23 protein-coding genes and 1 tRNA gene are annotated in these 22,297 nt (G+C 34.8%); 1 reads left to right on the top strand and 23 read right to left on the bottom strand.

What is annotated here, in order from left to right; all coding sequences use genetic code 11:
• Window positions 1–235 precede the first annotated feature (235 nt).
• Window positions 236–309 (top strand) — tRNA-Met (locus ACFOZ1_RS16205).
• A gap of 239 nt (window positions 310–548) precedes the next feature.
• On the opposite strand, the gene ACFOZ1_RS16200 is transcribed toward ACFOZ1_RS16205, so the two are convergent.
• From ACFOZ1_RS16200 to rnmV, 23 genes are all read right to left on the bottom strand, one after another.
• Window positions 549–962: a S1 domain-containing RNA-binding protein gene (locus ACFOZ1_RS16200; protein ID WP_390200956.1), complete on the bottom strand. Its 414-nt coding sequence runs from the start codon at window positions 960–962 to the stop codon at window positions 549–551.
• A 78-nt stretch (window positions 963–1,040) separates the two neighbouring features.
• Complete coding sequence (locus ACFOZ1_RS16195) at window positions 1,041–1,418, bottom strand: FtsB family cell division protein (protein ID WP_390200955.1); 378 nt, start codon at window positions 1,416–1,418, stop codon at window positions 1,041–1,043.
• A gap of 19 nt (window positions 1,419–1,437) precedes the next feature.
• The gene (gene yabQ / locus ACFOZ1_RS16190) at window positions 1,438–2,004 is read right to left on the bottom strand and encodes a spore cortex biosynthesis protein YabQ (protein ID WP_390200953.1); all 567 of its coding nucleotides are present in this window, start codon (window positions 2,002–2,004) and stop codon (window positions 1,438–1,440) included.
• Window positions 2,001–2,300 (bottom strand): sporulation protein YabP, encoded by a 300-nt coding sequence (gene yabP / locus ACFOZ1_RS16185; RefSeq protein ID WP_390200951.1) that lies wholly within the window; start codon window positions 2,298–2,300, stop codon window positions 2,001–2,003. Before yabP ends, yabQ begins: the two co-directional genes overlap by 4 nt.
• A 56-nt stretch (window positions 2,301–2,356) precedes the next feature.
• Window positions 2,357–2,626, bottom strand: coding sequence for an RNA-binding S4 domain-containing protein (locus ACFOZ1_RS16180; RefSeq protein ID WP_390200950.1), 270 nt, complete (start codon window positions 2,624–2,626; stop codon window positions 2,357–2,359).
• Window positions 2,627–2,648: 22 nt separating this feature from the next.
• Window positions 2,649–4,100: a bifunctional methyltransferase/pyrophosphohydrolase YabN gene (yabN, locus tag ACFOZ1_RS16175; protein ID WP_390200948.1), complete on the bottom strand. Its 1,452-nt coding sequence runs from the start codon at window positions 4,098–4,100 to the stop codon at window positions 2,649–2,651.
• Window positions 4,097–5,653, bottom strand: a complete 1,557-nt coding sequence (locus ACFOZ1_RS16170; RefSeq protein ID WP_390200946.1) for an oligosaccharide flippase family protein — start codon at window positions 5,651–5,653, stop codon at window positions 4,097–4,099. Before ACFOZ1_RS16170 ends, yabN begins: the two co-directional genes overlap by 4 nt.
• Before the next feature lie 119 nt (window positions 5,654–5,772).
• Window positions 5,773–7,785 (bottom strand): glucose-specific PTS transporter subunit IIBC, encoded by a 2,013-nt coding sequence (gene ptsG / locus ACFOZ1_RS16165; protein WP_390200944.1) that lies wholly within the window; start codon window positions 7,783–7,785, stop codon window positions 5,773–5,775.
• Window positions 7,786–7,952: 167 nt separating this feature from the next.
• Window positions 7,953–8,795 carry a glucose PTS transporter transcription antiterminator GlcT gene (gene glcT / locus ACFOZ1_RS16160; protein WP_390200942.1) on the bottom strand — a complete coding sequence of 281 codons (843 nt, stop codon included), beginning with the start codon at window positions 8,793–8,795 and terminating at the stop codon, window positions 7,953–7,955.
• Between the two features lie 150 nt (window positions 8,796–8,945).
• Window positions 8,946–9,482, bottom strand: a complete 537-nt coding sequence (gene spoVT / locus ACFOZ1_RS16155; protein WP_390200940.1) for a stage V sporulation protein T — start codon at window positions 9,480–9,482, stop codon at window positions 8,946–8,948.
• A gap of 137 nt (window positions 9,483–9,619) precedes the next feature.
• The gene (gene mfd, locus ACFOZ1_RS16150; RefSeq protein WP_390200939.1) at window positions 9,620–13,144 is read right to left on the bottom strand and encodes a transcription-repair coupling factor; all 3,525 of its coding nucleotides are present in this window, start codon (window positions 13,142–13,144) and stop codon (window positions 9,620–9,622) included.
• Window positions 13,145–13,253: 109 nt separating this feature from the next.
• On the bottom strand, window positions 13,254–13,484 hold the full coding sequence (locus ACFOZ1_RS16145) for an anti-sigma-F factor Fin (RefSeq protein ID WP_390200937.1): 231 nt from the start codon (window positions 13,482–13,484) through the stop codon (window positions 13,254–13,256).
• Between the two features lie 77 nt (window positions 13,485–13,561).
• Window positions 13,562–14,122 carry an aminoacyl-tRNA hydrolase gene (pth, locus tag ACFOZ1_RS16140; protein ID WP_390200936.1) on the bottom strand — a complete coding sequence of 187 codons (561 nt, stop codon included), beginning with the start codon at window positions 14,120–14,122 and terminating at the stop codon, window positions 13,562–13,564.
• Window positions 14,123–14,309: 187 nt separating this feature from the next.
• Window positions 14,310–14,918 (bottom strand): 50S ribosomal protein L25/general stress protein Ctc, encoded by a 609-nt coding sequence (locus ACFOZ1_RS16135; RefSeq protein ID WP_390200934.1) that lies wholly within the window; start codon window positions 14,916–14,918, stop codon window positions 14,310–14,312.
• Window positions 14,919–15,007: 89 nt separating this feature from the next.
• Window positions 15,008–15,958, bottom strand: a complete 951-nt coding sequence (locus ACFOZ1_RS16130) for a ribose-phosphate diphosphokinase (protein ID WP_390200932.1) — start codon at window positions 15,956–15,958, stop codon at window positions 15,008–15,010.
• 35 nt (window positions 15,959–15,993) lie between these two features.
• Window positions 15,994–17,358: a bifunctional UDP-N-acetylglucosamine diphosphorylase/glucosamine-1-phosphate N-acetyltransferase GlmU gene (glmU, locus tag ACFOZ1_RS16125; protein ID WP_390200930.1), complete on the bottom strand. Its 1,365-nt coding sequence runs from the start codon at window positions 17,356–17,358 to the stop codon at window positions 15,994–15,996.
• A gap of 259 nt (window positions 17,359–17,617) precedes the next feature.
• A complete protein-coding gene (gene spoVG / locus ACFOZ1_RS16120; protein WP_390200928.1) occupies window positions 17,618–17,914 on the bottom strand; it encodes a septation regulator SpoVG in 297 nt (98 codons plus the stop codon).
• Window positions 17,915–18,132: 218 nt separating this feature from the next.
• A complete protein-coding gene (gene purR / locus ACFOZ1_RS16115) occupies window positions 18,133–18,948 on the bottom strand; it encodes a pur operon repressor (RefSeq protein WP_390200926.1) in 816 nt (271 codons plus the stop codon).
• A gap of 54 nt (window positions 18,949–19,002) precedes the next feature.
• Entirely contained in the window at window positions 19,003–19,872 is an 870-nt protein-coding gene (gene ispE / locus ACFOZ1_RS16110; RefSeq protein WP_390200924.1) for a 4-(cytidine 5'-diphospho)-2-C-methyl-D-erythritol kinase, read from the bottom strand.
• An 83-nt stretch (window positions 19,873–19,955) separates the two neighbouring features.
• The gene (locus tag ACFOZ1_RS16105) at window positions 19,956–20,138 is read right to left on the bottom strand and encodes a small, acid-soluble spore protein, alpha/beta type (RefSeq protein ID WP_390200922.1); all 183 of its coding nucleotides are present in this window, start codon (window positions 20,136–20,138) and stop codon (window positions 19,956–19,958) included.
• Window positions 20,139–20,312: 174 nt separating this feature from the next.
• On the bottom strand, window positions 20,313–20,576 hold the full coding sequence (veg, locus tag ACFOZ1_RS16100; RefSeq protein ID WP_390200920.1) for a biofilm formation stimulator Veg: 264 nt from the start codon (window positions 20,574–20,576) through the stop codon (window positions 20,313–20,315).
• 250 nt (window positions 20,577–20,826) lie between these two features.
• Window positions 20,827–21,717 (bottom strand): 16S rRNA (adenine(1518)-N(6)/adenine(1519)-N(6))-dimethyltransferase RsmA, encoded by an 891-nt coding sequence (gene rsmA / locus ACFOZ1_RS16095; protein ID WP_390200918.1) that lies wholly within the window; start codon window positions 21,715–21,717, stop codon window positions 20,827–20,829.
• Window positions 21,714–22,271 carry a ribonuclease M5 gene (gene rnmV, locus ACFOZ1_RS16090; protein WP_390200916.1) on the bottom strand — a complete coding sequence of 186 codons (558 nt, stop codon included), beginning with the start codon at window positions 22,269–22,271 and terminating at the stop codon, window positions 21,714–21,716. The genes rsmA and rnmV overlap by 4 nt, the downstream gene beginning before the upstream one ends.
• Window positions 22,272–22,297 lie beyond the last annotated feature (26 nt).

Below are 22,297 nucleotides of genomic sequence, written 5' to 3'. Positions count from 1 at the left end.
ATCTTTTTTGTCAAAATAAGCAATGAAATACAGAGAAATGTTCGACTCTTTTTCTAAGGAAATGGTGAAATAAAGTGATATGCGACAGTTTAAGCGAAGGAATTTGTCAAATCATTACTAATCATCTAGCTATATGTAAATAAATAGGTATATCATTCTGTTTATATTTTATATTGACAATCTTTCATAGCTGTTGTAATATATTCTTTGTGCCTTTAAGACACCATTTCATTATGGCGGTGTAGCTCAGCTGGCTAGAGCGTACGGTTCATACCCGTGAGGTCGTGGGTTCGACTCCCTCCGCCGCTATCATAACAAAGAAATTGCGATAAAAAATTTCTTTAACCAAAAAAATCCAAATGATTCGAAAGCTATTTACCGAATCGTTTGGATTTTTTGCGTATTAGAGGATAACTCCATTTGGTAATGGTGAGATTTTTATATGTACATAGAAAAGAACAATCCATGATAGGATTGTTCTTTTCTTCTTTCCATATCTATTACGAGTCACATCCGTCTTAGTTCTATATCACATAGACAGCAAGTGTTTAACCTTTTCTCGCTCCTCGTCCACCGCGTTTTGATTCTGTATGTTTTTTAAGTGTTGCTAAACGATCTTCAGAATCCTTTAAAAAACGGTTCATTTTTTGTTCAAATGATTCCGGTTTTTCACGGGTATTTTTCGGACTGCTTTGACTTTTACGACGATTAGTAGATGGTGGCGGGTTGTCTTTTGCCTTCTTAATAGAAAGGCCTATTTTTCCATCATCTTCTACATTAAGTACTTTAACTGTTACTTCATCTCCAACAGTTAAATGTTCATTAATGTCTTTTACATAGTTATCGGCAACCTCACTAATATGAACAAGACCTGTCTTTCCATCAGGTAATTCAATGAATGCTCCGAAATTAGTGATACCTGTTACCTTTCCCTGCAACTTGCTGCCTACTTCGATTGACATAAAGAAATTGCTCCTCCTTAAATATTATAAAAAAAGTATTACTACACTCTATATTATAGCGAAGCAATAAAAACGGTGTCAATAAGATGCGTTATCTTCCGGCAATTTAAATACAATTTCGCCTTCTTCTGTGAAGAAATAATTTGTTTTTGCTAATTGCAATAAATACTCTTCATCATTTAACAAATTAATTTCTTCTATGAGTTGCTTTTCTTCTGTTTGTAATTGAACTAGCTGCTCTGTCTTTTGGTCATATTGTTCTACCATTTCTTTGTGGGTTATTCGTTGGTTTATATGATAAATAGTAATGAATACAGTAATAGTTATGGCAACTAGCGCAAAAAGAAATAATCTTCTTACTAGTCTTTTCTTCTTAGCGACTTGTCTACGATGGGACACGTTCTGCTCTTCGATATATGGTTCGTTTATTCTAGATACTTTATTATATTTAGCCACGAATACTACTACCTCCCACTTATTTCTTCTTTGTTCTTATTTTACTAGAAAACTGTCCAATTTGATATATAATTTTTTTCCCTTTTTTCGGCAACAGTTTGTAAACCAATATACCTATTTGTCGAATGGGATAAGCTACAATCGATACTACAACATAGAACAACTTAAACAAAAGAACAAAGATACGATGTAAAAGCATAAAAATAAGTGAGACAATCCATACAATTGGTTGAATAACTAACATCTGGATACATCGAATAATGCCTCGTATCATTTTACCTGCAAATCCGAGCAGTACGTCTACCCATTTTTTAAATGTTGATTCAAATAACGCTTTGAACATTGCATACCCACAAAACAATGCAATAAATATATAGAATCTTACAATTCCTTCATTCACTTTATACAAAATGTAAAACAATAAGAGTGCTTGTCCAACCCAAAATAGTAACTCTAGTAAATAACGTAATACGACCCTTTTTGTCCACCACTTATCTATTCGCTTGAAAAAAACATAAGCTCCCCCAATATATACACCAAAAGCGATCATCATAAACATCGTGATAAATTGAGTTTCTAATGTCATTTGAATAGCTTGCTAAAAAGTCCTTTAGCTTTGTCTCCTTGTTGTTCATCTAAATAGGAGAGTTCGTATATTTTTCCTTTAATAGAAACATGACCAGATTCTACATCGAGGTTCTTCATTTGAAGATTATCACCACGAATAACAAGATAACCCATTACTGTTTGCAAAAGAAATTCTTCACTATCAAAACTATCCACTTCTTTCACACCATCAATTTCTAGTAAACGGCGATTGATCATTTTTACATGATGATCCATTTGCTTTTCTGTAATTGGTTTTTTATCATAATAGTTCATTCTTTATCCCTCCTTTTATCCACCACTAATGTATGTGGAAAGGGACAAGTTTAGAACTAGTTCTCGTTATTCTCTTTGTACTCTTCTTGTTTAATAGAATAGAGCTCGCTTGCTTCTTCTTTCTTTACGGTTTCTTTTAATTGCTCAATTTGAATGGTTAATAGACGCTGGCCAAATTGAATCTTCAGTTCATCACCTATCGCTACATTTGTAGCTGCTTTAGCCACATTCCCATTGACAATTACTCGACCCTTATCTGCCACTTCTTTTGCTAGTGTCCTTCGTTTAATTAAACGCGAGACTTTCAAAAACTTATCTAATCGCATAATAGTTCCCTTCCTAATTGTCTTATTCAAATTTTTTGGCTTGTTCCCAAAATACATCTAATTCATCTAATGTATACTCTTCCCATTTTTTATTCGAGCGTAATACTTCACTCTCTACAAATTTAAACCGCTTTTTAAATTTATCATTTGTTGTCTGTAACGCAATTTCAGGATTAACTTTATAATATCTTGCAATGTTAATCAATGCAAATAGTATATCTCCAAATTCTGCTACTATTTCATTTTGATTCCCATTTGTGATTGCCTCTTTCCACTCTACTAGTTCTTCTTCTACCTTGTTCCAACTATCTTCCACCACTTCCCAATCAAAGCCTACTTTCGCGACTTCCTTTTGGATTTTTTCAGCTAGTAATGTTGCAGGCATACTTTTTGGAAGGCTATCAAGAATAGACGATTGTTGCCCTTCTTTTTCTTGCTTTTTAATACTATCCCAATTCGCTTTTACGTCATTCTCATCTTTTACTTCCACATCACCAAAGACATGTGGGTGTCTTCGTATCATTTTCTCAGAGATACTTTTTATAACGTCATCAATGGTAAAATAGCCTGATTCTTCTGCAATCTGACTGTGTAAATATACTTGAAGTAATACATCTCCTAATTCCTCTGCAATCGCTGCATCATCTTCTTGGTCAATTGCATCAATTACTTCATATGCTTCTTCTATTAAATATTTCTTCAATGAGGCATGTGTTTGCTTTTGATCCCACGGACAACCACCAGGGCCACGTAATGTCTCGACAATTTCTTTTAAACGGAACGGCTGATGATTTAATTTATCTTTTTCAATTGGTGGGACGTATACACTCGTTAGGTTGCTTAGTGTTGCTTGTTGGTCTAATTCTACTAGTGGTATTTCTTTTATTGATTCATTCTCACTTCCGATTGCACTACCAATGTATATCATATGTTCTACAGGCAAGTCTTCAAGCAAAGTCAATTTCACTTCAGATGCTACAAATGCGTCATATACTTGGCAAAAAACGAGATGTTGCTCATATTGCAATTGGTGCCTATGTATATTGGTAGCGTCAATGAATTGAAATCCTTCAATTGGGTCAAATCGAAAAGAAAGAAATAGATCATCAAGGAAGCTTTGACCTCCTATTAGATTCACATCAATATCTTTTCTTTCTAATAACAACTGTACGGTTCTCTCTGCTAGCATTGGATGACCAGGTACTGCATATACAATCTTAGATTTGTCCTTCGCCTTTGTTACTAATTCACAGACAATCTCTTTATACACGGAATCAAAATCATCATATTTTTCGTAGACCGCATCATAACTCTCAAATACAACGCCATCTTCCTCTAAAGTAGGTATAACAGGATGATCCAGTGTACGTACATAGATACAATTTTCTTGATTCGTTAGTTTTCGATAAATTCCGAGTGGTAATTGATTTACATCTCCACCACCTAATCCAACTACTTCGATAATTGGTTTCATTCTTTTACACTCCTCTTCTTCCACTTATTATATAGTGGTATGCATTCTAACTCACGTTGTTTGATTACATTTAACTTTGTTAAACATAGAATATAAATAGAAAGTCCGATGACACATGCAACAAGTACAAATAGGAATAAACCTATTCTCGAATGTATGCCAATCCATATATATTTTAGCAAAATTAATGGCAAAACCATTGCTAATGTAGCTTTGATTGTATTAAGAAAAGAAAAGGAAATAATCGGCGTTTTTATTACCCAATACCTTAAGAGAACATAATAACATACTGCAATAAAAGCAATTGCTATTATTGTACTCATTGCAATCCCTTGTAAGCCATACATCGGAATCCATATCGCATTATTTAATAATTTGATACCGAACGATACAATTAAAATGGCTGCAGTCCATTGCATATAGCCAAAAACTTGCAAGATCGATGCCATTACAACAACCATTGGTGCAAATAGTAAAACAATGGTTAATGTTCGTATACTCATTGTGCCATCTGTTGATTGATAAAATAATGTGTTAATCTCTGGCATTAATAACAATAATCCTGTCGTTGCACCAATACCTAGTAAGATACAAAATTTTAGTGTTAAGCGGATTTGTTGCCGTGACTTCATTCTATTTGTTTGATATTGAAATTTTGTCACTTGTGGGACTAGTGCCATTGCAACAGAAGAACCCATCACTGTTACAAGTTGCAGTAATGGTTGACCTCTATCGAAAATCCCTTTCCATTCCATTGCTTCTGTTTGTGTATAGTGATACTTCATTAATTGCGGAACAACTGTAAATGCATCTGCTAATTGCATAAATAACAATAACATATGGTTGATACTTATAATCACACCAGCTATAATTACTGCTTTTATTATCCTACGATAAGAATAATCGTTTCGGTCAACTTTCTGTTCATTGAACGACTCTTTTTTGAAGGAAATAAATAATACGATTCCTGCACCGATAAATGCAAGGATTGTCGCAACTATTGCCCCATCCGCTATCTGATAGACAGATAGCTTTCCTTGATAAATCCAAATCGCAGTTGTAATAATAATTCCCGCTCGAATAAGTTGTTCGGTTATTTGCGAATGTGCAATAATCGCTAAATGATTGCTTGCTTGTGCTAATCCCCTTAGAAGTGCAACAAATGGTACAAATAAGAAAATCCACGACACATGCCTTAGATGGTTCTGTAGTTCCATATCTCCCATTAATGTTGCAATAGATGTATGTGTAACGAATAAGAGAAGGAATAAAAAGAAAGAAAAGAGAAATACAACTAAAAATAATCGTTTCTGTACTGCTCGAGTACGTTCCATCTCCTTTGTCTCTATCACATATTGTGCAATAGAGGATGGCAATCCATACAACGCAAGTGTAATTGCAATGCCAATAAACGGATACACTTGTTGATAAATATAAAAACCTAGATCCCCAGTTAAATTTTGTAATGGTATTCGGTAAAATGCACTAATCACTTTACCAATTATGCCTGCAAACATTAAGATAAATACACCATTAAACAGGTTATTTTTCATTATGTGTCGATCCTTTATTTAAAGTTACTTTTTTACATAGTATAACAGAAAAGACCTCTTATGAACGAATTCGTTATAAGAGGTCTCTTTTCTACTAATATAAAATGGAACTAGTTTAATTAGACAATAGCAATAATGTCTTTTGTTCCTTTTGCTACTTCACCTGTAGCTTTAACATCAATGGATTGCCCTTCTTGTAAGTTTGTAAAAATAATTGGTGTAATCGTAGAAGATGCATTTTCTTTAATATAGTCAAGATCCATCTCCATTAAGAGTTGTCCTTGTTTTATTTCGTCACCTTCTGCTGCTTTTGCTGTGAATCCTTCACCTTTTAAGTTCACTGTATCTATACCAATGTGAATTAATATTTCTGTACCATCTTCCGCTACAATACCAATCGCGTGCTTAGTAGGGAAAATATTCATGATTTTTCCGTTCACAGGTGAAACAACTTCCCCTTTTGTTGGATTCATTGCAAAGCCATCACCCATCATTTTTTGTGAGAATACTTGATCAGGCACTTCTGATAACGGCAATACTTCACCTGTCATCGGGCTTGTAAAGTTAAATGCTCCTGTTGTTTTTACTTCTGTTGTTTGTTGTACTTTTTCTTCTTTCTTTCTAGGTGTTTTTCCATCAATGATATCTTGCATTTGGCCACGAATCGTATCAGAAACAGGACCATAGATTGCTTGAATATTATTACCAACTTCCATTACTCCTGATGCACCTAGTTTTTTCAATCGGTTTTTATCTACTTTTTTAATATCGTCTACACTTACACGTAATCGAGTAATACATGCATCTAAGTTTGTAATATTTTCTTGTCCACCCATTGCTTTTAATATTTCATATGGACGATCATCTACTTTGCCATCATTTTCACTTTCTTCTGCCTCATCTTCACGACCTGGTGTTGCTAAATTAAATTTCTGAATAGCAAAGCGGAATCCGAAGTAGTAAATGACTGCAAGTACTAAACCTACAATGATCACCCACCACCAGTCCGTACGGTTTGGCATCACACCAAATAGTAAGAAGTCAATTAGACCCCCAGAGAATGTCATACCGATTTTGACATCTAATAAATACATTGTCATGAAAGACAGACCTGCGAATACTGTATGAATCGCAAATAATAATGGTGCTACAAATAGGAATGAGAACTCTAAAGGTTCTGTGATACCTGTTAAGAAAGAAGTAAGTGCTGCTGAGAACATAATCCCACCAACAATTTTCTTTTTCTCAGGTCTTGCTGTATGGTAAATCGCTAATGCAGCAGCAGGTAATCCGAACATCATGAATGGGAATTTCCCTGCCATAAAGTTCCCTGCAGTAAAGTCGACACCATCTTTTAACTGTTCAAAGAAGATGGCTTGGTCTCCACGAATAATATCACCAGCGGCACTTGTATAAGAACCAAACTCAAACCAAAATGGTGAATAGAAAATATGGTGTAACCCAAATGGTATTAATGCACGTTCTATCACACCAAAGACGAATGTAGAAATGGTACGATTAGTCTCTAGCATAAAGTGAGATACTGCATTAAGTCCCTCTTGTGCAAATGGCCATACTAAATACATAATGATACCTAAAATTAATGATGAAAATGCTGTAATAATCGGAACAAATCGCTTACCTGCGAAGAAACCTAAAAATTGCGGTAACTCAATTTTAAAGAATTTATTATACATATATGCGGCGAGAATACCGACAATAATACCACCAAAAACACCTGTCTGTAATGTAGGTATACCTAATACACTTGCATATGCAGGGTCTGAAGTCATTTCAGCTGTAATATCGCCAAAAACCCCCATTGTTACATTCATAATTAAATAACCAATGATTGCCGCTAACCCTGCAACACCATCACCCTTAGCTAAACCGATGGCAACACCAACAGCAAAGAGTAGTGGTAAATTATCAAAAATAATTCCCCCTGCTTCTGACATTACTTCTAAAATCTTTTGAACAGTAGCATTTCCGAACCACGGAAATCTCTCTACCCACTGTTCTTGGGCAAAACTTGTACCAAATGCAAGCAAAATACCTGCAGCTGGTAACAAGGCAACTGGTAACATCAGTGCTTTACCAACTTTTTGCAACGTACCAAATACGTTTGACATACTTTTTTCCTCCTTATGATGATTTTTTTCAAGATGCAACGCCTGAAAATAAAAACAAAAAAGACATGAGCAAAAAAATGTATAGGGAGACTCTATGGGCTATATTCCTTCCATAGATTAACCTAAAACATAATTTTTACTCATGCCTGATCGAATCAGTAACACGTTTATGATGATTGCATTAAACGTTGTAAATGAATCGTTAAATATAATGCTTCTGATTCATCTACTTGCATATTTAATTGTCGTTGCATAACTTTAATCAATTTCCATGCTAGATTATAGCACACTGGATATGTTTGTTTCAAGACATTTGCAAGATTTTTTTGTTCTCCTATCATTTCTTCTTGGTATACCCTTTCAATTGCTCGATGCAAATGTTGAATAAGCCGATGGTAATTAATATTATTGCGATCCAATTTAATCGCTAAATTAGACTCAATAATATCAACAAGTTGAGCAATTAAATGATGGTGTTTATTCATATCACGTACAGTTTTATCCGTTACTGCACTATGAATATGTAGTGCAATAAAGCCAATTTCACCTTCTGGAAATGTAACACCTATTTTCTTTTTCAAAATCGCTACAACTTCTTGTGCGATTTGATATTCTTTTGGATAAAGTGTTGCTATTTCATATAAGAAAGGATTAGAGAACTGAATACCTTGGTTGGCACGATTAATCGCAAAAGATAAGTGATCTGTTAGAGCAACATGAATGTGTTCATTTAATGCCTCACCCATCCGTTCCTCAATTAAAACAATGACATCATTTAGAATTTCTATTAATTCTTTATCTATTGATACTAATAATTGTTTGTATTGTCTTTGTTCTTCTTCGTCTTTAAGTAAGAATGTTTTTTCAACTTGGCTTTCTGTCACAATATCGCCTTTTTTCTTGCCAAAGCCAATCCCTTTACCAATTAATATAACCTCATCATGTAGTGGATGTGTTGCAATAAGGACATTATTATTTAATGCTTTTTTGACAACTATCTGATCCTGCACCAACCTCACCTCTTTCCCCTTTCTCTATCTTACTAAAACCGTTATCATTAATCCAATGAATGCTCTTACCTACAAATGAAAAAGTGAACTTCTCTAATGATTTCAGAAAAGTTCACTCATTGTCCTGTTTCTAGTTGAAATACGTGCCATTTATTCCATTTGTTTTGCTAAAAAGTGAGCGGCTGTGGAGATAGATTTCTCCTCTACCTCACCAAAATCACGTTTGTCGCGTGAGATAACTACAATACATCCGATTGGGTCACCACTTGCTACGATAGGATAGATTAAAAGTGCTTGTATTTCTTCTTCTTTTCCTTCCACAATTTCCATCGAAGAGACGCCTTCTTCTAATGCATGCTGTCGTGTTTCCATTACTTGATCTAATTTTTTTGAAATGGTTTTACCGAGATACTCTTTCTTAGACTCTCCAGCAACTGCAATAAATTCGTCTCGATCACTAATCAGAATGGAAACACTTAATGATTCATATAGTGCCTCTGCATATTCTGTCGCAAAATCACCTAATTCACTAATTGGTGAATACTTTTTTAAGATTACTTCTCCATCACGATCAACAAAAATTTCTAACGGGTCACCTTCGCGAATTCTTAATGTTCGACGAATTTCTTTTGGAATGACTACTCTCCCTAAATCATCAATACGACGTACAATTCCTGTTGCTTTCATACCATCTATGACCTCACTTTCGAATAATGAACTATGTATGATTACACATAGTGAAGTAATTACATTGTAAGGTTAGTATGATAAAGATTACTTAAATCTATACAATTTTTCCATTATAATTTTAATTTGGGTACGTATCATTCTCTTTCCATCTCTCTTAACATTTGAATGAAATCTATAACCATATCGTATCTTCCCATTCTATTTTCCTGATTAAACTGGAAAACCACTTTTAATTTTCTACCTTCTGTTCCTAACTGAACCATACGTCCATGCTTATTCGCATATTCAAACAATTTAGCACCATCGATTTGTTGACTACGTTCTTCTTCTACTATAACCTCTAACTCATTTTTCTTCTCAGAGATTGATTCAATTCGCTCTTTCTTTGCACCCCATTTAAGTGACGTAACATGGAAAAGGTTATTTACTTCTTCTGGGTAATCACCAAAGCGATCGATTAATTCGTCTCGTAAATCATGAATATCTTCTTGCGACATAATTGCTTGGAATCGTTTGTACATATCAATTTTTTGTTTTTCGTCTTGGATATAACTGTCTGGTATATATGCATCTATTTGTAAATCTAATTCTACTTCAAATGGTTTTACCTCTTCTAATGTTTTACCTTGTTGTTTTGCTTGTACTGCTTCTTTCAGCATTTGGGAATACATATCAAAACCGACAGAGTCGATGAATCCATGCTGTTGCGCACCTAATATATTTCCTGCTCCACGTATAGACAAATCACGCATCGCAATCTTAAATCCAGACCCTAATTCTGTAAATTCCTTAATTGCTTGTAACCTTTTTTCAGATACTTCTGTTAAAATTTTGTCTTTCTGGTACGTGAAGTATGCATATGCAACGCGATTAGATCTACCAACGCGGCCTCTTAATTGATATAACTGACTTAATCCCATTCTATCTGCATCATATACGATTAATGTATTCACATTCGGAATATCTACACCTGTTTCAATGATTGTCGTACTCACTAAAACATCTGCTTCCCCTTCTAAGAAAGAGAACATCACATTCTCTAATTCTGTCTCATTCATTTGTCCATGCGCAAAAGCCACACGGGCATCTTCCACTAAAAACTGAATTTCTTGGGCCATTTTTTCAATCGTATCTACGCGATTATACAAGAAGAATACTTGCCCTCCTCTTGCTAATTCTCGTTCAATGGCTTCCCTTACTAGTGGTGCATTGTATTCCATCACATATGTTTGAATTGGAAAACGATTCTCTGGTGGTGTCTCAATCACAGATAAATCTCTTACGCCTAACATCGACATATGCAAAGTTCTTGGAATAGGTGTTGCTGTTAACGTTAATACATCCACATTCGTTTTTAGTTGCTTAATTTTTTCTTTATGTTTCACACCAAATCGCTGCTCTTCATCCACTATTAATAATCCTAAATCTTTATAAACCACATCTTTAGACAATAGTCTATGTGTACCAATCGCAATATCTACCATCCCATTTTTTAAACCTTTTAATGTTTCTTGTTGTTGCTTTCTTGTTCTAAAACGACTTAATAAGCTTACATTAATTGGATAGTCTTGGAATCTTTCGATAATGGTCTCATAGTGCTGTTGAGCTAATATAGTTGTTGGGACAAGAATTGCCACTTGTTTTCCGTCTGCAATTGCTTTAAATGCAGCTCGAATTGCTACTTCAGTCTTACCATATCCTACATCTCCACACAAAAGCCTGTCCATAGGTCGTTCTTTTTCCATATCTTCTTTTATTTCAGCAATACATCTAAGTTGATCTTCTGTTTCTTGATATGGAAATGCTGCTTCAAAATCACGTTGCATTTCTGTATCTTCACTAAATGCATAGCCTTTTGCTGCTTCTCTTTCGGCATACAATTTAATTAAATCATCTGCTATATCTTCTACTTTTGATTGAACTTTACTCTTCACCTTTTTCCAATCATTGCCACCAAGGCGGTAGAGCTTTGGTTCTTTCCCTTCAGATCCGACATATTTTTGAACTAAATCAATTTGATCAATTGGAACAAAAAGCTTATCGTCTCCAGAATATTTCAATAACATAAAGTCTTTATGCAAACCATTTACTTCTAATGTCTCAATACCAATATATTTACCAATACCATGATTCGTATGTACAACGTAATCACCTATTTGTAACTCTTGGTAGCTTTTAATTCTTTCTGCATTAGATAATTTCTGTCTACGCTTTGGTCTTGTGCTTTTTTGTTTAAACAATTCATTTTCTGTAAGTAAAGCTAATTTGTGCATCGGGATTTCAAATCCACCACTAATGTTACCAACTGTTATGATTGGTTGCGATAGGGGTAATGGGCCCATATTTTCACTTATCACTGCGTTCATTTGGTAATCTTCTAAAACAGAGTGGATTTTCGCGACTCTTTTTTCACTTGGCGCGACTATTACGACAGAATACCCTGCCTTCTTCCATCTGTTCATTTCATTTTGTAATAAATGCATTTGTCCATGAAATTGTTGCATTGCTCGTGTAGAAATATTCACAATATTAGACGGATTTGTATTTGCAATATGACGCATAAACACAGAAAAGTAAATCTTCTGATGTGTCATTTTTGCCACAGTAGCGTGCCAATCATAAGATAACGCTAAGGATGATAGAGCTTGGTTTCGATTGAGATTATCTTTAAGCCATTCCGCCTCTTCTCCGTCTAAGTGAATAGCTGTTTCTTGAATTCGACTCATCTCATCTAACATAATCACACCATCATGAGGTAAATAATCTAATAGACTGCTTTGTTGATCATAAAAATATGAAATATATTTACGCATACCTTGAAAGCGCTCGCATTGTCGTAATCTCTCGATGTCCTGCTTAATGACTTCTGTTAATGCCTGTTGGTCTTGTTTGTTTTTTATCTTCTTGAGTGACTTCTCTAAAGCGTCTTCCATACGCCCTGCCGCTGTTAGTAAGTCATGATCTGTTACAAGAAATTCTGTTGCAGGCCAAACAGTTATTTGTTCCAATTTTCCTTCTGATCTTTGTGATTCTGCATCGAAGTAGCGAATCGAATCAATTTCATCATCAAATAGCTCTATACGAAGCGGTTGATTCTCTGTTAATGGGTAAATGTCAATAATGCCTCCACGAATACTAAATTCACCAAGGCTGCTCGTCATCTCTTGTCTTTCATACCCCATATTTATTAAAAGTTGGATCGTATCCTCAATACTAATGGATTCGCCTAATTGAAAGGATAATCGGTATTTCTCCCAATAGTCCATTGGCGGTAACATCCTCTTCAATCCAGCTATTGGGACAATCATAATCCCATTATCACAATTTAACCAGTTAGTTAGCGCTTCTATTCTTTGACTTAATAATTCAGGACTTTGTACTGCAATCTCTGATACTAACAATTCATTAACAGGATACAAATATATATTATTGTCTTCAGAGAATTCAAGTATATCTTCATACAATTGTTGCGCATGTGTTAATTGATATGTAACGAATATCATTTTTTTATTAATTGCTTCACTAATTATTGTACTAATCACGCTTCTACTTGTTCCAGATAGTCCCGCTATTACTTGCTCTTTTAATCCTGACTGGACACCTTCTATCACGGAATAGATGTCCTCCCTCTCGCGCAGAAATCTTTTTACTTCTTGCATTTTGCTCCCCCTACATACAGTATTAACTGCAAAAATGCTTTGGTTTGACACCAAAGCTTAATTGTTCCAAATGAATGTGGTTTTCTTGTACTGTTTGTCACTTGTTATTTTATTGTATAAAATAATCTAATTCATGATACAAAGGATTATTCTCTATAATGTGTTCACAACTCTCACATATCGATGTAATGGTAATAGTTTGGTCAGGAGTATGCTGTAGTAATTGAAGCTTCTCCTGCTCTGATAAATACTCCCACCCTATTTTTTCTAAATCTATCTCCTCGATTTGTAAACTACCCATTTCCTTGCTACAATGCTTGCATTTATAGGTTAATGCCATAATTGTACACACCCTCTTGAATAAATAATATAGTAGTATCTTTTCCTTTCTGCTACATATTTATTCAATGCGCGCGATTATTGATTATAATCATTCATCACTTGTTGGAATGATTGATTCATCCATGCTTCTATCGCATCTGCTGCATGTTGAATACTGTTGTGTAACACTTCTTCCTCTTCTTTAGAGAAAGTACCTAATACATAATCTACAACAGGTATCGGAGTTATTGGTCGCCCTATGCCAAACCGTACACGGTTAAATTGTTTTGTATTTAAACGATCAATTAAGGAACGTACGCCATTATGTCCACCATGTCCACCTGTTTGTCTTAATCTCACTTTTCCTAAAGGTAAGTCTAAGTCATCGTAAATTACAACAATGTCTTCTACATCTATTTGATAGTAGTCTATTAATGGTTGTATACATTCACCTGATAAATTCATATATGTTTGTGGTTCAACAAAAAGAACCTTTTCACTATGTAATGTTTCCATTGTGTATAATCCGTTAAATTTTTGTTTTTGTAATGTCCAGCCATGTCGTTTTAATAGTTCATCAACAACCATAAAACCAACATTATGACGTGTTTTTTCATATTTTCGACCAGGATTGCCTAATCCAATAATACATTTCATGATTTATTCTTCCTTTAACAGTATTTTCTCCTTTTAGTTTAACATAAAACGTTTCATATATTATAAAAAAACGTGATATTCTCATTTATTGGTGAAGTAGAAGTTAATTTCTCTTCATATCTTTTTGCATAGAACAAAAAGGCGCAATATATTGCATTGCGCCTTTTTTCATTAATCATTTCATTGTTTATTGTTCTATTGTTTCTTCTTCCTCTATCGAATCTTCTTCTGTATCTGCTTCAGGTTCTTGGTCTGGTACTAATACAGAAACAATTGCTGTTGCATCATCTTCTAAAATTTCGTACTTGGAACTACCTTTTAAATCCTCTACAAGAATACTATCTCCAACTTCTAGTTCAGATATATCCACTGTAATTTGATCTGGTATATTGTTCGGCTTCGCACGTAAGGACAATTCGTATAGTGGCTGTTGAACTACGCCACCTTCACTTGCTCCTTTTGCTTCTCCTTCTAAAACGATAGGAACTTGTACATCTACATCTTGAGACATGTTTACTACATAAAAGTCTGCATGCACTACTTCATTTTTTAATGGATCTACTTGAAATTCATGTAACATGACATCATATGTGTTATTATCCACTTGTAATGAAATAATTGCATTTTTCCCTTCGTCTCTTACCGTTTTCACTAATTCGATACTGTTTACTGCAATTGGTTGTGGTTCTACTTTGTATCCATAAACAATTGCTGGCACATCGCCTTGTGCACGTACTTCTCTTGTATTTGAACTTGTTAAGTTATCTCTATTTTTCGCTACTAATTTTGTTGCCATTATAATCACCCTCCAAGTTAATTTAATACGTTAGTATTATATTTCCCTAGAGTAGGTGTGCTTAAACATCTTTTTGCGATAGATACCTATTAATCAAATAAAATACTTACAGATTGACGCTCGTGTACACGAATAATTGCTTCACTAATTAATGGTGCAACAGACAGTTGCGTAATCTTGTCGATTATTTTGTCTTCTTTAAGCGGAATACTATTTGTTACAACTAACTCTTCTATCTTTGAATTTTGAATACGTTCAATAGCTGGTCCTGACAAAACAGGGTGTGTACAGCATGCATAGACTGCTTTTGCACCACTGTCTATTAATGCATTTGCACCTAATGTGATTGTTCCTGCAGTATCAATAATGTCATCAATTAATATAGCTGTTTTTCCTTCAATATTCCCTACAATATTCATTACTTCAGCTACATTTGGTCTAGGTCTGCGCTTATCAATAATGGCTATTGGTGCTTTTAACCTATCTGCTAAATTACGGGCTCTTGTTACCCCACCGTGGTCTGGAGAAACAACCACAATATCATCAAGTCCTTTTTTACTCCAATAGCTAGATAGAATTGGCACACCAACTAATTGGTCTACTGGAATATTGAAGAACCCTTGAATTTGGGGAGCATGTAAATCAAGTGTGATTGCTCTAGAAGCACCAGCTGTTTGTAACAAATCCGCAACTAATTTCGCTGTAATTGGTTCACGCGCACGTGCTTTTCTATCTTGACGAGCATACCCATAATATGGCATTACAATATTAATCGATTTTGCTGATGCTCTTTTTAATGCATCAATCATGATTAACAGCTCCATAATATGTTGGTTTACAGGCTCACAAGTTGATTGCACAACATATACATCACAACCACGAATACTTTCTTCAATATTAATTTGGATTTCTCCATCACTAAATTTGGTAACAGAGCTTTTTCCTAATTCCACACCAATATTTGCCGCAATCTCCTCTGCAAGTTTTGGATTCGAATTTAGTGTAAACACCTTTAAGGATGAATCCTTATATTCTGACATTTTGATACCCTCCATATTTTGTTTCCATCTAAGGTTTATTTATATTTTTTTGTATATCCTTCTTTATTTACCTGTTTAGACCTAGCAATGGACAACGCATCGCTTGGAACATCTTCTGAAATGGTAGAACCTGCTGCGATTAACGCTCCCTTTCCAATAGTCACTGGTGCAATCAAGTTAGAATTGCATCCGATAAATGCATCATCTTCTATTTTCGTTAGAAACTTTCTTTTGCCATCATAATTTACTGTTATTGTACCACAACCAATATTCACATTGCTGCCAACTTCTGCATCTCCAATATAACTTAAATGAGATACTTTACTTCCTTGTTCAATCGTTGCTTTTTTCACTTCAACGAAATTTCCGATTTTTACATCGTCTTTCAAATTTGCGTCTGGTCGAATATGTGCAAATGGTCCAATCTGTACTCTTTCGCCAATATCACTTGATGTTGCGACACTATGTCGTATAGACGTGTATGCACCAACATGACAATCAACAATTTCAGTGTTTGGTCCGATTTCTACACCTTCTTCAATTGTTGTTTCTCCACGAAGTACTGTACCCGGATGAATCACCACATCTGAAGCAATACGAACATCTGCCCCAATGTATGTATTCAAAGGATCGACGATGGAAACACCATTTCTCATATGTTGTTCATTAATTCGTTGTTTCATGTAATTTTCCGCTTGTGAAAGTGCAACACGATCATTTACTCCGATTGTTTCTTCAAAATGTTCTGTTTGAAATGCTACAACTTTTTCATTGCTTTGTTGTGCAATTTGAATCACATCTGGTAAATAATACTCGCCTTGTGCATTATCATTCGAAACATTGTGTAGAGCTTCAAATAACAGTTCATTATCAAAGCAATACGTTCCTGTATTAATCTCTTGTACCTTTTGTTCGCTTAACGAAGCATCTTTTTGTTCTACAATCTTTTCTACTTCATTATTAGCATTTCGAATAACGCGGCCATACCCAGTTGGGTCGTCCGCATGTGCAGTTAAGATGGTTACTTTAGCTTGCTCACGTTCATGATAGTCTAACACTTGTTGTAACGTCTCTTTTGTTAAAAGTGGTGTATCTCCACATACAACTAATGTAGTTCCTTTACGACCTTTTAAATACTTCTCTGCTTGCAATACAGCATGACCTGTACCTAATTGTTCTTCTTGAACAACATATTCGGAGTATTCTCCTAATTGTTCTTGCACCTTTTCTGCACCAAATCCGACAACTGTTGTAATGTTCGTTAATTGCAATGCTTTTAATTGATCCACAACATGTTGTACCATCGGCTTTCCAAGAACTGGATGTAGTACTTTATATAACTTTGATTTCATTCTAGTGCCTTTTCCTGCTGCTAATACAATCGCAAAACGTTCTGACAAAGTATTCTCCTCCGTTCATCACTTCACATTAAATCATTCATTCATCGAATGTCTTCGTTATACTTCTTCTACAAACAAACTGTATTATTGTATAATTTACTAACATTTTTGTTTAAATACATTAGAATCCCAATTATGAATATATATGAAAATCAATCTTTTTTCAATGAAAGTTCCTTATTTTTTCTAACTTAATAACAGTGAGATGATTATATAATTGAAAAAAGCCTAATCTAGTTAGATTAGGCTTTTACGCATCTTAAGAAGCACCTGCTTCTTCAAACTCAATAACTTCTTCATCTTCTCCTACACGATGGTACTCTTCTAAAACCGCTTCTTGTATTTTAGAGCGCGTTCCAGAATTAATCGGATGTGCAATATCTCTAAATTCTCCATCTGGAGTACGTTTAGAAGGCATTGCTACAAACATACCATTATTCCCATCGATGACACGAATATCGTGTACAACAAATTCGTGATCTAATGTAATAGATGCGATTGCTCGCATTCTTCCATCGGTATTCACGCGGCGTAATCTTACGTCAGTTACTTCCACTATGTTTCACCACCTTTTCCCTTTTTAAGAACTTAGTATTTAAATTCAACATAAAATCGTAAATTCCTTCTTTTTTTTGAAAAAAAAATATTTTTTTTGAATTTTTTGAATTTAAGGTAATCTAACTAGAAAATAATCCCAAATGATGCACCCTTCTCTATAAAAAAACGCTCATTTGCTTCATCCTAAATGAATGAACAAATGAGCGTTTTATATCGTTAATTTTGAAAATAATTTCCTTTTACTACTTCGATTTGTTTCTTTGTATCATCTACATTTTTGATTCGTACAAGCGAGACGTATTCATCTACAACACGTTCTTCTTCTTCATCTTCTGCTTCTGCCAACACACCTATTGCCTTTACATTGGCATCGAATTCTTCCAATAGATTCTTGATACCATTAATTGTGCCGCCAGCTTTCATAAAATCATCGATAATACAAACATTAGCTCCAGAATTTAAGCTTCGTTTGGATAAAACCATTGTTTGAATTTTTTTAGATGAGCCTGAGACATAGTTAATACTCACTGTTGATCCTTCTGTCACTTTTGGATCTCTTCTAACGATAATGACAGGTACATTTAAAAACTCAGCAACAGCATAGGCAAGCGGTATTCCTTTCGTTGCCACTGTGACAATGGAATCAATATTTAAATCAGCAAATTTAGATGCAAACAAGCGACCAATATTACGTACAGTATTTGGGTTTCCTAAAACATCACTCATAAATAAGTATCCACCAGGTAATATCCTAGCCGGATCTTCTAATTGTGTACATAGTTCATCAATGATGTGCGTCGATTTCGTCTCAGATACATGAGGGATATATTTCACTCCTCCAGCCGCTCCTGAGATAGATGCTAAATATCCAATACCATCTTCTCGAAAAATACGATTGATGATTGCTAAATCTTCACTAATAGACGATTTTGCTGCACCATATACTTCTGAGAAAAACGGCAAGGAGATTAACTCCATAGGATGATCTATCAAATAATTGGTCATTGCGACTAAACGTTCGCTTCTTTTCATTACTACACCTCTAAATCCGAATATTATGACGTAAATATAACATTTTATACGGATTTAATCAAGTGTTTGTCTAGTTCCTAACATTCTAACCACATGTACCTCTTCACAAAAACCCCGTAAACTGTTATAAATACGTATTGCTCTAGATTCATGCTTCACAAGACCATATACAGTAGGTCCACTTCCACTCATCAATACAGCGTCGGCACCAGACTTTAACATTTGTTGTTTTATTTGCATTACTTCTGGGTTCTTTGGTAGTGTTACTGTCTCTAGTACATTACCTAGATTCGCACATATATTTTTATAATCGCTATTTTCAATTGCTTTTAACATACCATTCGTATCTGGATGAGTAATCTTGTCCAAATTTAATGATTGATAGACTGATTGTGTAGAAACACCTTGAGCCGGTTTGGCTAACACTACCCAACATGGAGGAGGTGCAGGCAATTCTGTAATGATTTCTCCCCTACCTTTTGCTAATGCAGTAGAGTTGTATACACAGAAGGAGACATCCGATCCAATTTCAGCTCCTAATTCTGCTAATTGCTCTGTTGATAAGTTTAATTTCCACAACCGATTAAGTCCTCTTAATGTTGCTGCAGCATCACTACTTCCGCCTGCGAGACCTGCTGCTACTGGTATCTGTTTGTCGATTTTGATACGTACACCATCTGTTACCAAAAAACGCTTTTTAAGCAATTTTGCAGCACGATATGCTAAATTACGTTCATCATTCGGAATAAATCTACTTTCTGATTCTACTTTTATTTTCCCATCACTTAACACATATAATTCAATTCTGTCAGCAAGATCAATTGTTGTCATAATCATTTCTATTTCATGATATTGATCAGGTCGTTTATACAACACATCTAGTGTTAAATTGATTTTAGCTGGCGCTTTTTCTGCTGTATACATTTCTTGTCACCTACTTTAATTCACTTACAAACATTTTCTTTATGTAAAGATACCATAAATAATGTAAAGGGACAAAACCTTACTTAGGTTTTGTCCCGATTTCTTAGACTCTCTTCTGCCATTTGTACAGCCCTTTTTACCATGCTACCTGCTTCATTTGCCGTTATTTCGCCCCAACCATGTTGTTTCACTTTGTCGTAAAATCCTAACTCTTTCGCAAGCTCTTCCTTAAACTGTTCAGACATTATACTACGCCTTCTGCTCATAGAAGATACTTCCTTTCTGTCGTCTTGTTACGACATCTATAGTTTTACCTTGATTGCATGTCCTATTCTATGCAAAACAAGCCTATACAGCTAATATCTACCGTACAGATATAGATGGGGAAAAGATATCTCTCTTTTTTAGACAAAGAAAAAACAGTAAACAATGATGTTTGTTTACTGCTCACTTACAACTGCTTCTAATTCATCCATAAAGTTAAGTTCAACTGTTTCAGTTAGAACATCCGCATAGCTATAAGAAACTCGATCAAATGCATTTTCCTCCTGATCTAACTCAACGATAAACACAGAAGGATAAGTTTCCGCTAGTGTACCGTAACGCTCGATTGTCTTCTTTCTACCACCATTAGCTCTAATTTTTAAACGTTTACCAACATTTCCATCTAGACCCTGTTTGATTTCAACCAATGTTTTAGCCAATACACTCCACCTCACTACATCTAGTATACTACACTCTTGTCCAATAGTCAAATGAAATATTATAACAATAATATTTAACCTCTGTCAATTAAAAAATCAGATTTTTTGATTCGAATTGTGAGTATACTGTTTCATTCACCGCTCAATTCAATGGTAGTATGGCTATAATTACAAAAAATATGTAAATGATCTATTTCTTATGGTAGATAGATTCCAATTAAACCTTATCTAAACATATAGACGGATAGTATTACCTTTCTTCTTGCATACATTGATAAAAGCGGTTAGCAAGCATGGCGAATTCCTCCATTACTAGTGCCTCCGCACGTCTTGTACCATCAATATGACAATCTACAAGTACTTGTTCGATTGCTTCTTTCGTCATTGATTCCTTAAAATGTCTTGATACATTATTCCGTAATGTTTTTCGACGTTGTTGGAAACAAGCTTGTACAAACGTAAAGAAAAAGTCTTCATTGATTACAGATACTGGCGGCTCTTCTCTCATCTCTAAATGAAGGACGCTAGAATCCACACGTGGTTGTGGCATAAAAACGGTCTTAGGTACAATCATCCCAATTTTTGCTTTCGTATAATATTGTATTGCAATAGATAGGGAGCCATATTCTTTTGTATTCGAAACTGCTGCCATACGTTCAGCCACTTCTTTTTGAATCATTACTGTAATGCTTGATATCGGTAATTTAGCTAGTAGTAGTTGCATTAAAATCGGCGTAGTAATGTAATAAGGTAAATTGGCAACCACTTTGATTTCTTTCTGATTTTGCCATTTGTCTTGGCAGATTTTTTTCACATCTGCTTTTAGAATATCTTGATTGATTACTTCTATATTTGAGTACTCCTGTAATGTATCCTCAAGGATTGGCAATAGTCTTTGATCAATCTCAAAAGCCAATACACTGTCAGAATGAACCGCTAACTGCTCTGTTAATGCACCTATACCTGGTCCAATTTCAATTGTATGCACATCTTTTGTAATGCCTGCAACTTGCATCATGTTTTTTAGAATATTCACATCTATAATAAAATTTTGACCTAAACTTTTTTTGAAGGAAAATCCATACTTATCTAGTATTTCCTTTGTACGCTTTGGTGTAGCAATTGCCTTTTGTTGTGTCATTTCATTTCCTCCTGTATGACTATTTCCATTACGCGATCTAATTCTTTCTTTTCAATTTGGAACATTTGCAACCTCTTTAATAATTGCTTCCCATTTACATAACCAATTTGTAGATGCTTAGCAAGTTCGATTCTTCTTGATTTAGACTTAGCGGACCCAATTAATCCATATGCAATGAGGTCACTTTTTGTTATGTCACTTTCTAAAGGGTTCGCTAATTCATACACTTTAGATAGGGCCGATTGTATTGCAAAGACCGATGCGTGTTCTATCCCAAGACCTCTTTTTCCCTTTGCCAGTGCTTCTTCTTTTGCCAAAAATGCATGCTTACATCCTGGAACGTGTTCTTCAATAATTTGTCTTATTCGTTGGCCTGGATAATCTGGATCTGTAAATATAATGACACCACGCTTCTCTTTAGCATGGCTAATTTGTTGTAGTATCTCTTTATTAATTGCAGAGCCATTCGTTTCAATTGTATCTGCATCTAATGCTTGTTTAATTTTTGCTGTGTCGTCTTTTCCTTCCACAACGATTACTTCTTTTATTTTCACCTATTATCCCCCATTCCAGTCTAGGA

The organism is Gracilibacillus marinus (assembly GCF_042651725.1).
Lineage (GTDB): Bacteria > Bacillota > Bacilli > Bacillales > Amphibacillaceae > Gracilibacillus > Gracilibacillus marinus.
This window is presented reverse-complemented; position numbering and strand designations above follow the sequence as displayed.

Coding starts and splice junctions, on each gene's coding strand:
- spoVT (WP_390200940.1), bottom strand. CDS start 9,482: ATGAAAGCAACAGGAATTGTACGTCGTATTGATGATTTAGGGAGAGTA.
- ispE (WP_390200924.1), bottom strand. CDS start 19,872: ATGTATACAGCAGAAAAAGCGCCAGCTAAAATCAATTTAACACTAGAT.
- mfd (WP_390200939.1), bottom strand. CDS start 13,144: ATGCAAGAAGTAAAAAGATTTCTGCGCGAGAGGGAGGACATCTATTCC.
- ACFOZ1_RS16135 (WP_390200934.1), bottom strand. CDS start 14,918: ATGGCAACAAAATTAGTAGCGAAAAATAGAGATAACTTAACAAGTTCA.
- yabQ (WP_390200953.1), bottom strand. CDS start 2,004: ATGACATTAGAAACTCAATTTATCACGATGTTTATGATGATCGCTTTT.
- ACFOZ1_RS16170 (WP_390200946.1), bottom strand. CDS start 5,653: ATGAAAAATAACCTGTTTAATGGTGTATTTATCTTAATGTTTGCAGGC.
- pth (WP_390200936.1), bottom strand. CDS start 14,122: ATGAAATGTATTATTGGATTAGGCAATCCTGGTCGAAAATATGAAAAA.
- purR (WP_390200926.1), bottom strand. CDS start 18,948: ATGAAAAGAAGCGAACGTTTAGTCGCAATGACCAATTATTTGATAGAT.
- ACFOZ1_RS16130 (WP_390200932.1), bottom strand. CDS start 15,958: ATGTCAGAATATAAGGATTCATCCTTAAAGGTGTTTACACTAAATTCG.
- rsmA (WP_390200918.1), bottom strand. CDS start 21,717: ATGACACAACAAAAGGCAATTGCTACACCAAAGCGTACAAAGGAAATA.
- ACFOZ1_RS16145 (WP_390200937.1), bottom strand. CDS start 13,484: ATGGCATTAACCTATAAATGCAAGCATTGTAGCAAGGAAATGGGTAGT.
- yabN (WP_390200948.1), bottom strand. CDS start 4,100: ATGAAACCAATTATCGAAGTAGTTGGATTAGGTGGTGGAGATGTAAAT.
- ACFOZ1_RS16200 (WP_390200956.1), bottom strand. CDS start 962: ATGTCAATCGAAGTAGGCAGCAAGTTGCAGGGAAAGGTAACAGGTATC.
- ACFOZ1_RS16105 (WP_390200922.1), bottom strand. CDS start 20,138: ATGAGCAGAAGGCGTAGTATAATGTCTGAACAGTTTAAGGAAGAGCTT.
- ptsG (WP_390200944.1), bottom strand. CDS start 7,785: ATGTCAAACGTATTTGGTACGTTGCAAAAAGTTGGTAAAGCACTGATG.
- ACFOZ1_RS16180 (WP_390200950.1), bottom strand. CDS start 2,626: ATGCGATTAGATAAGTTTTTGAAAGTCTCGCGTTTAATTAAACGAAGG.
- yabP (WP_390200951.1), bottom strand. CDS start 2,300: ATGAACTATTATGATAAAAAACCAATTACAGAAAAGCAAATGGATCAT.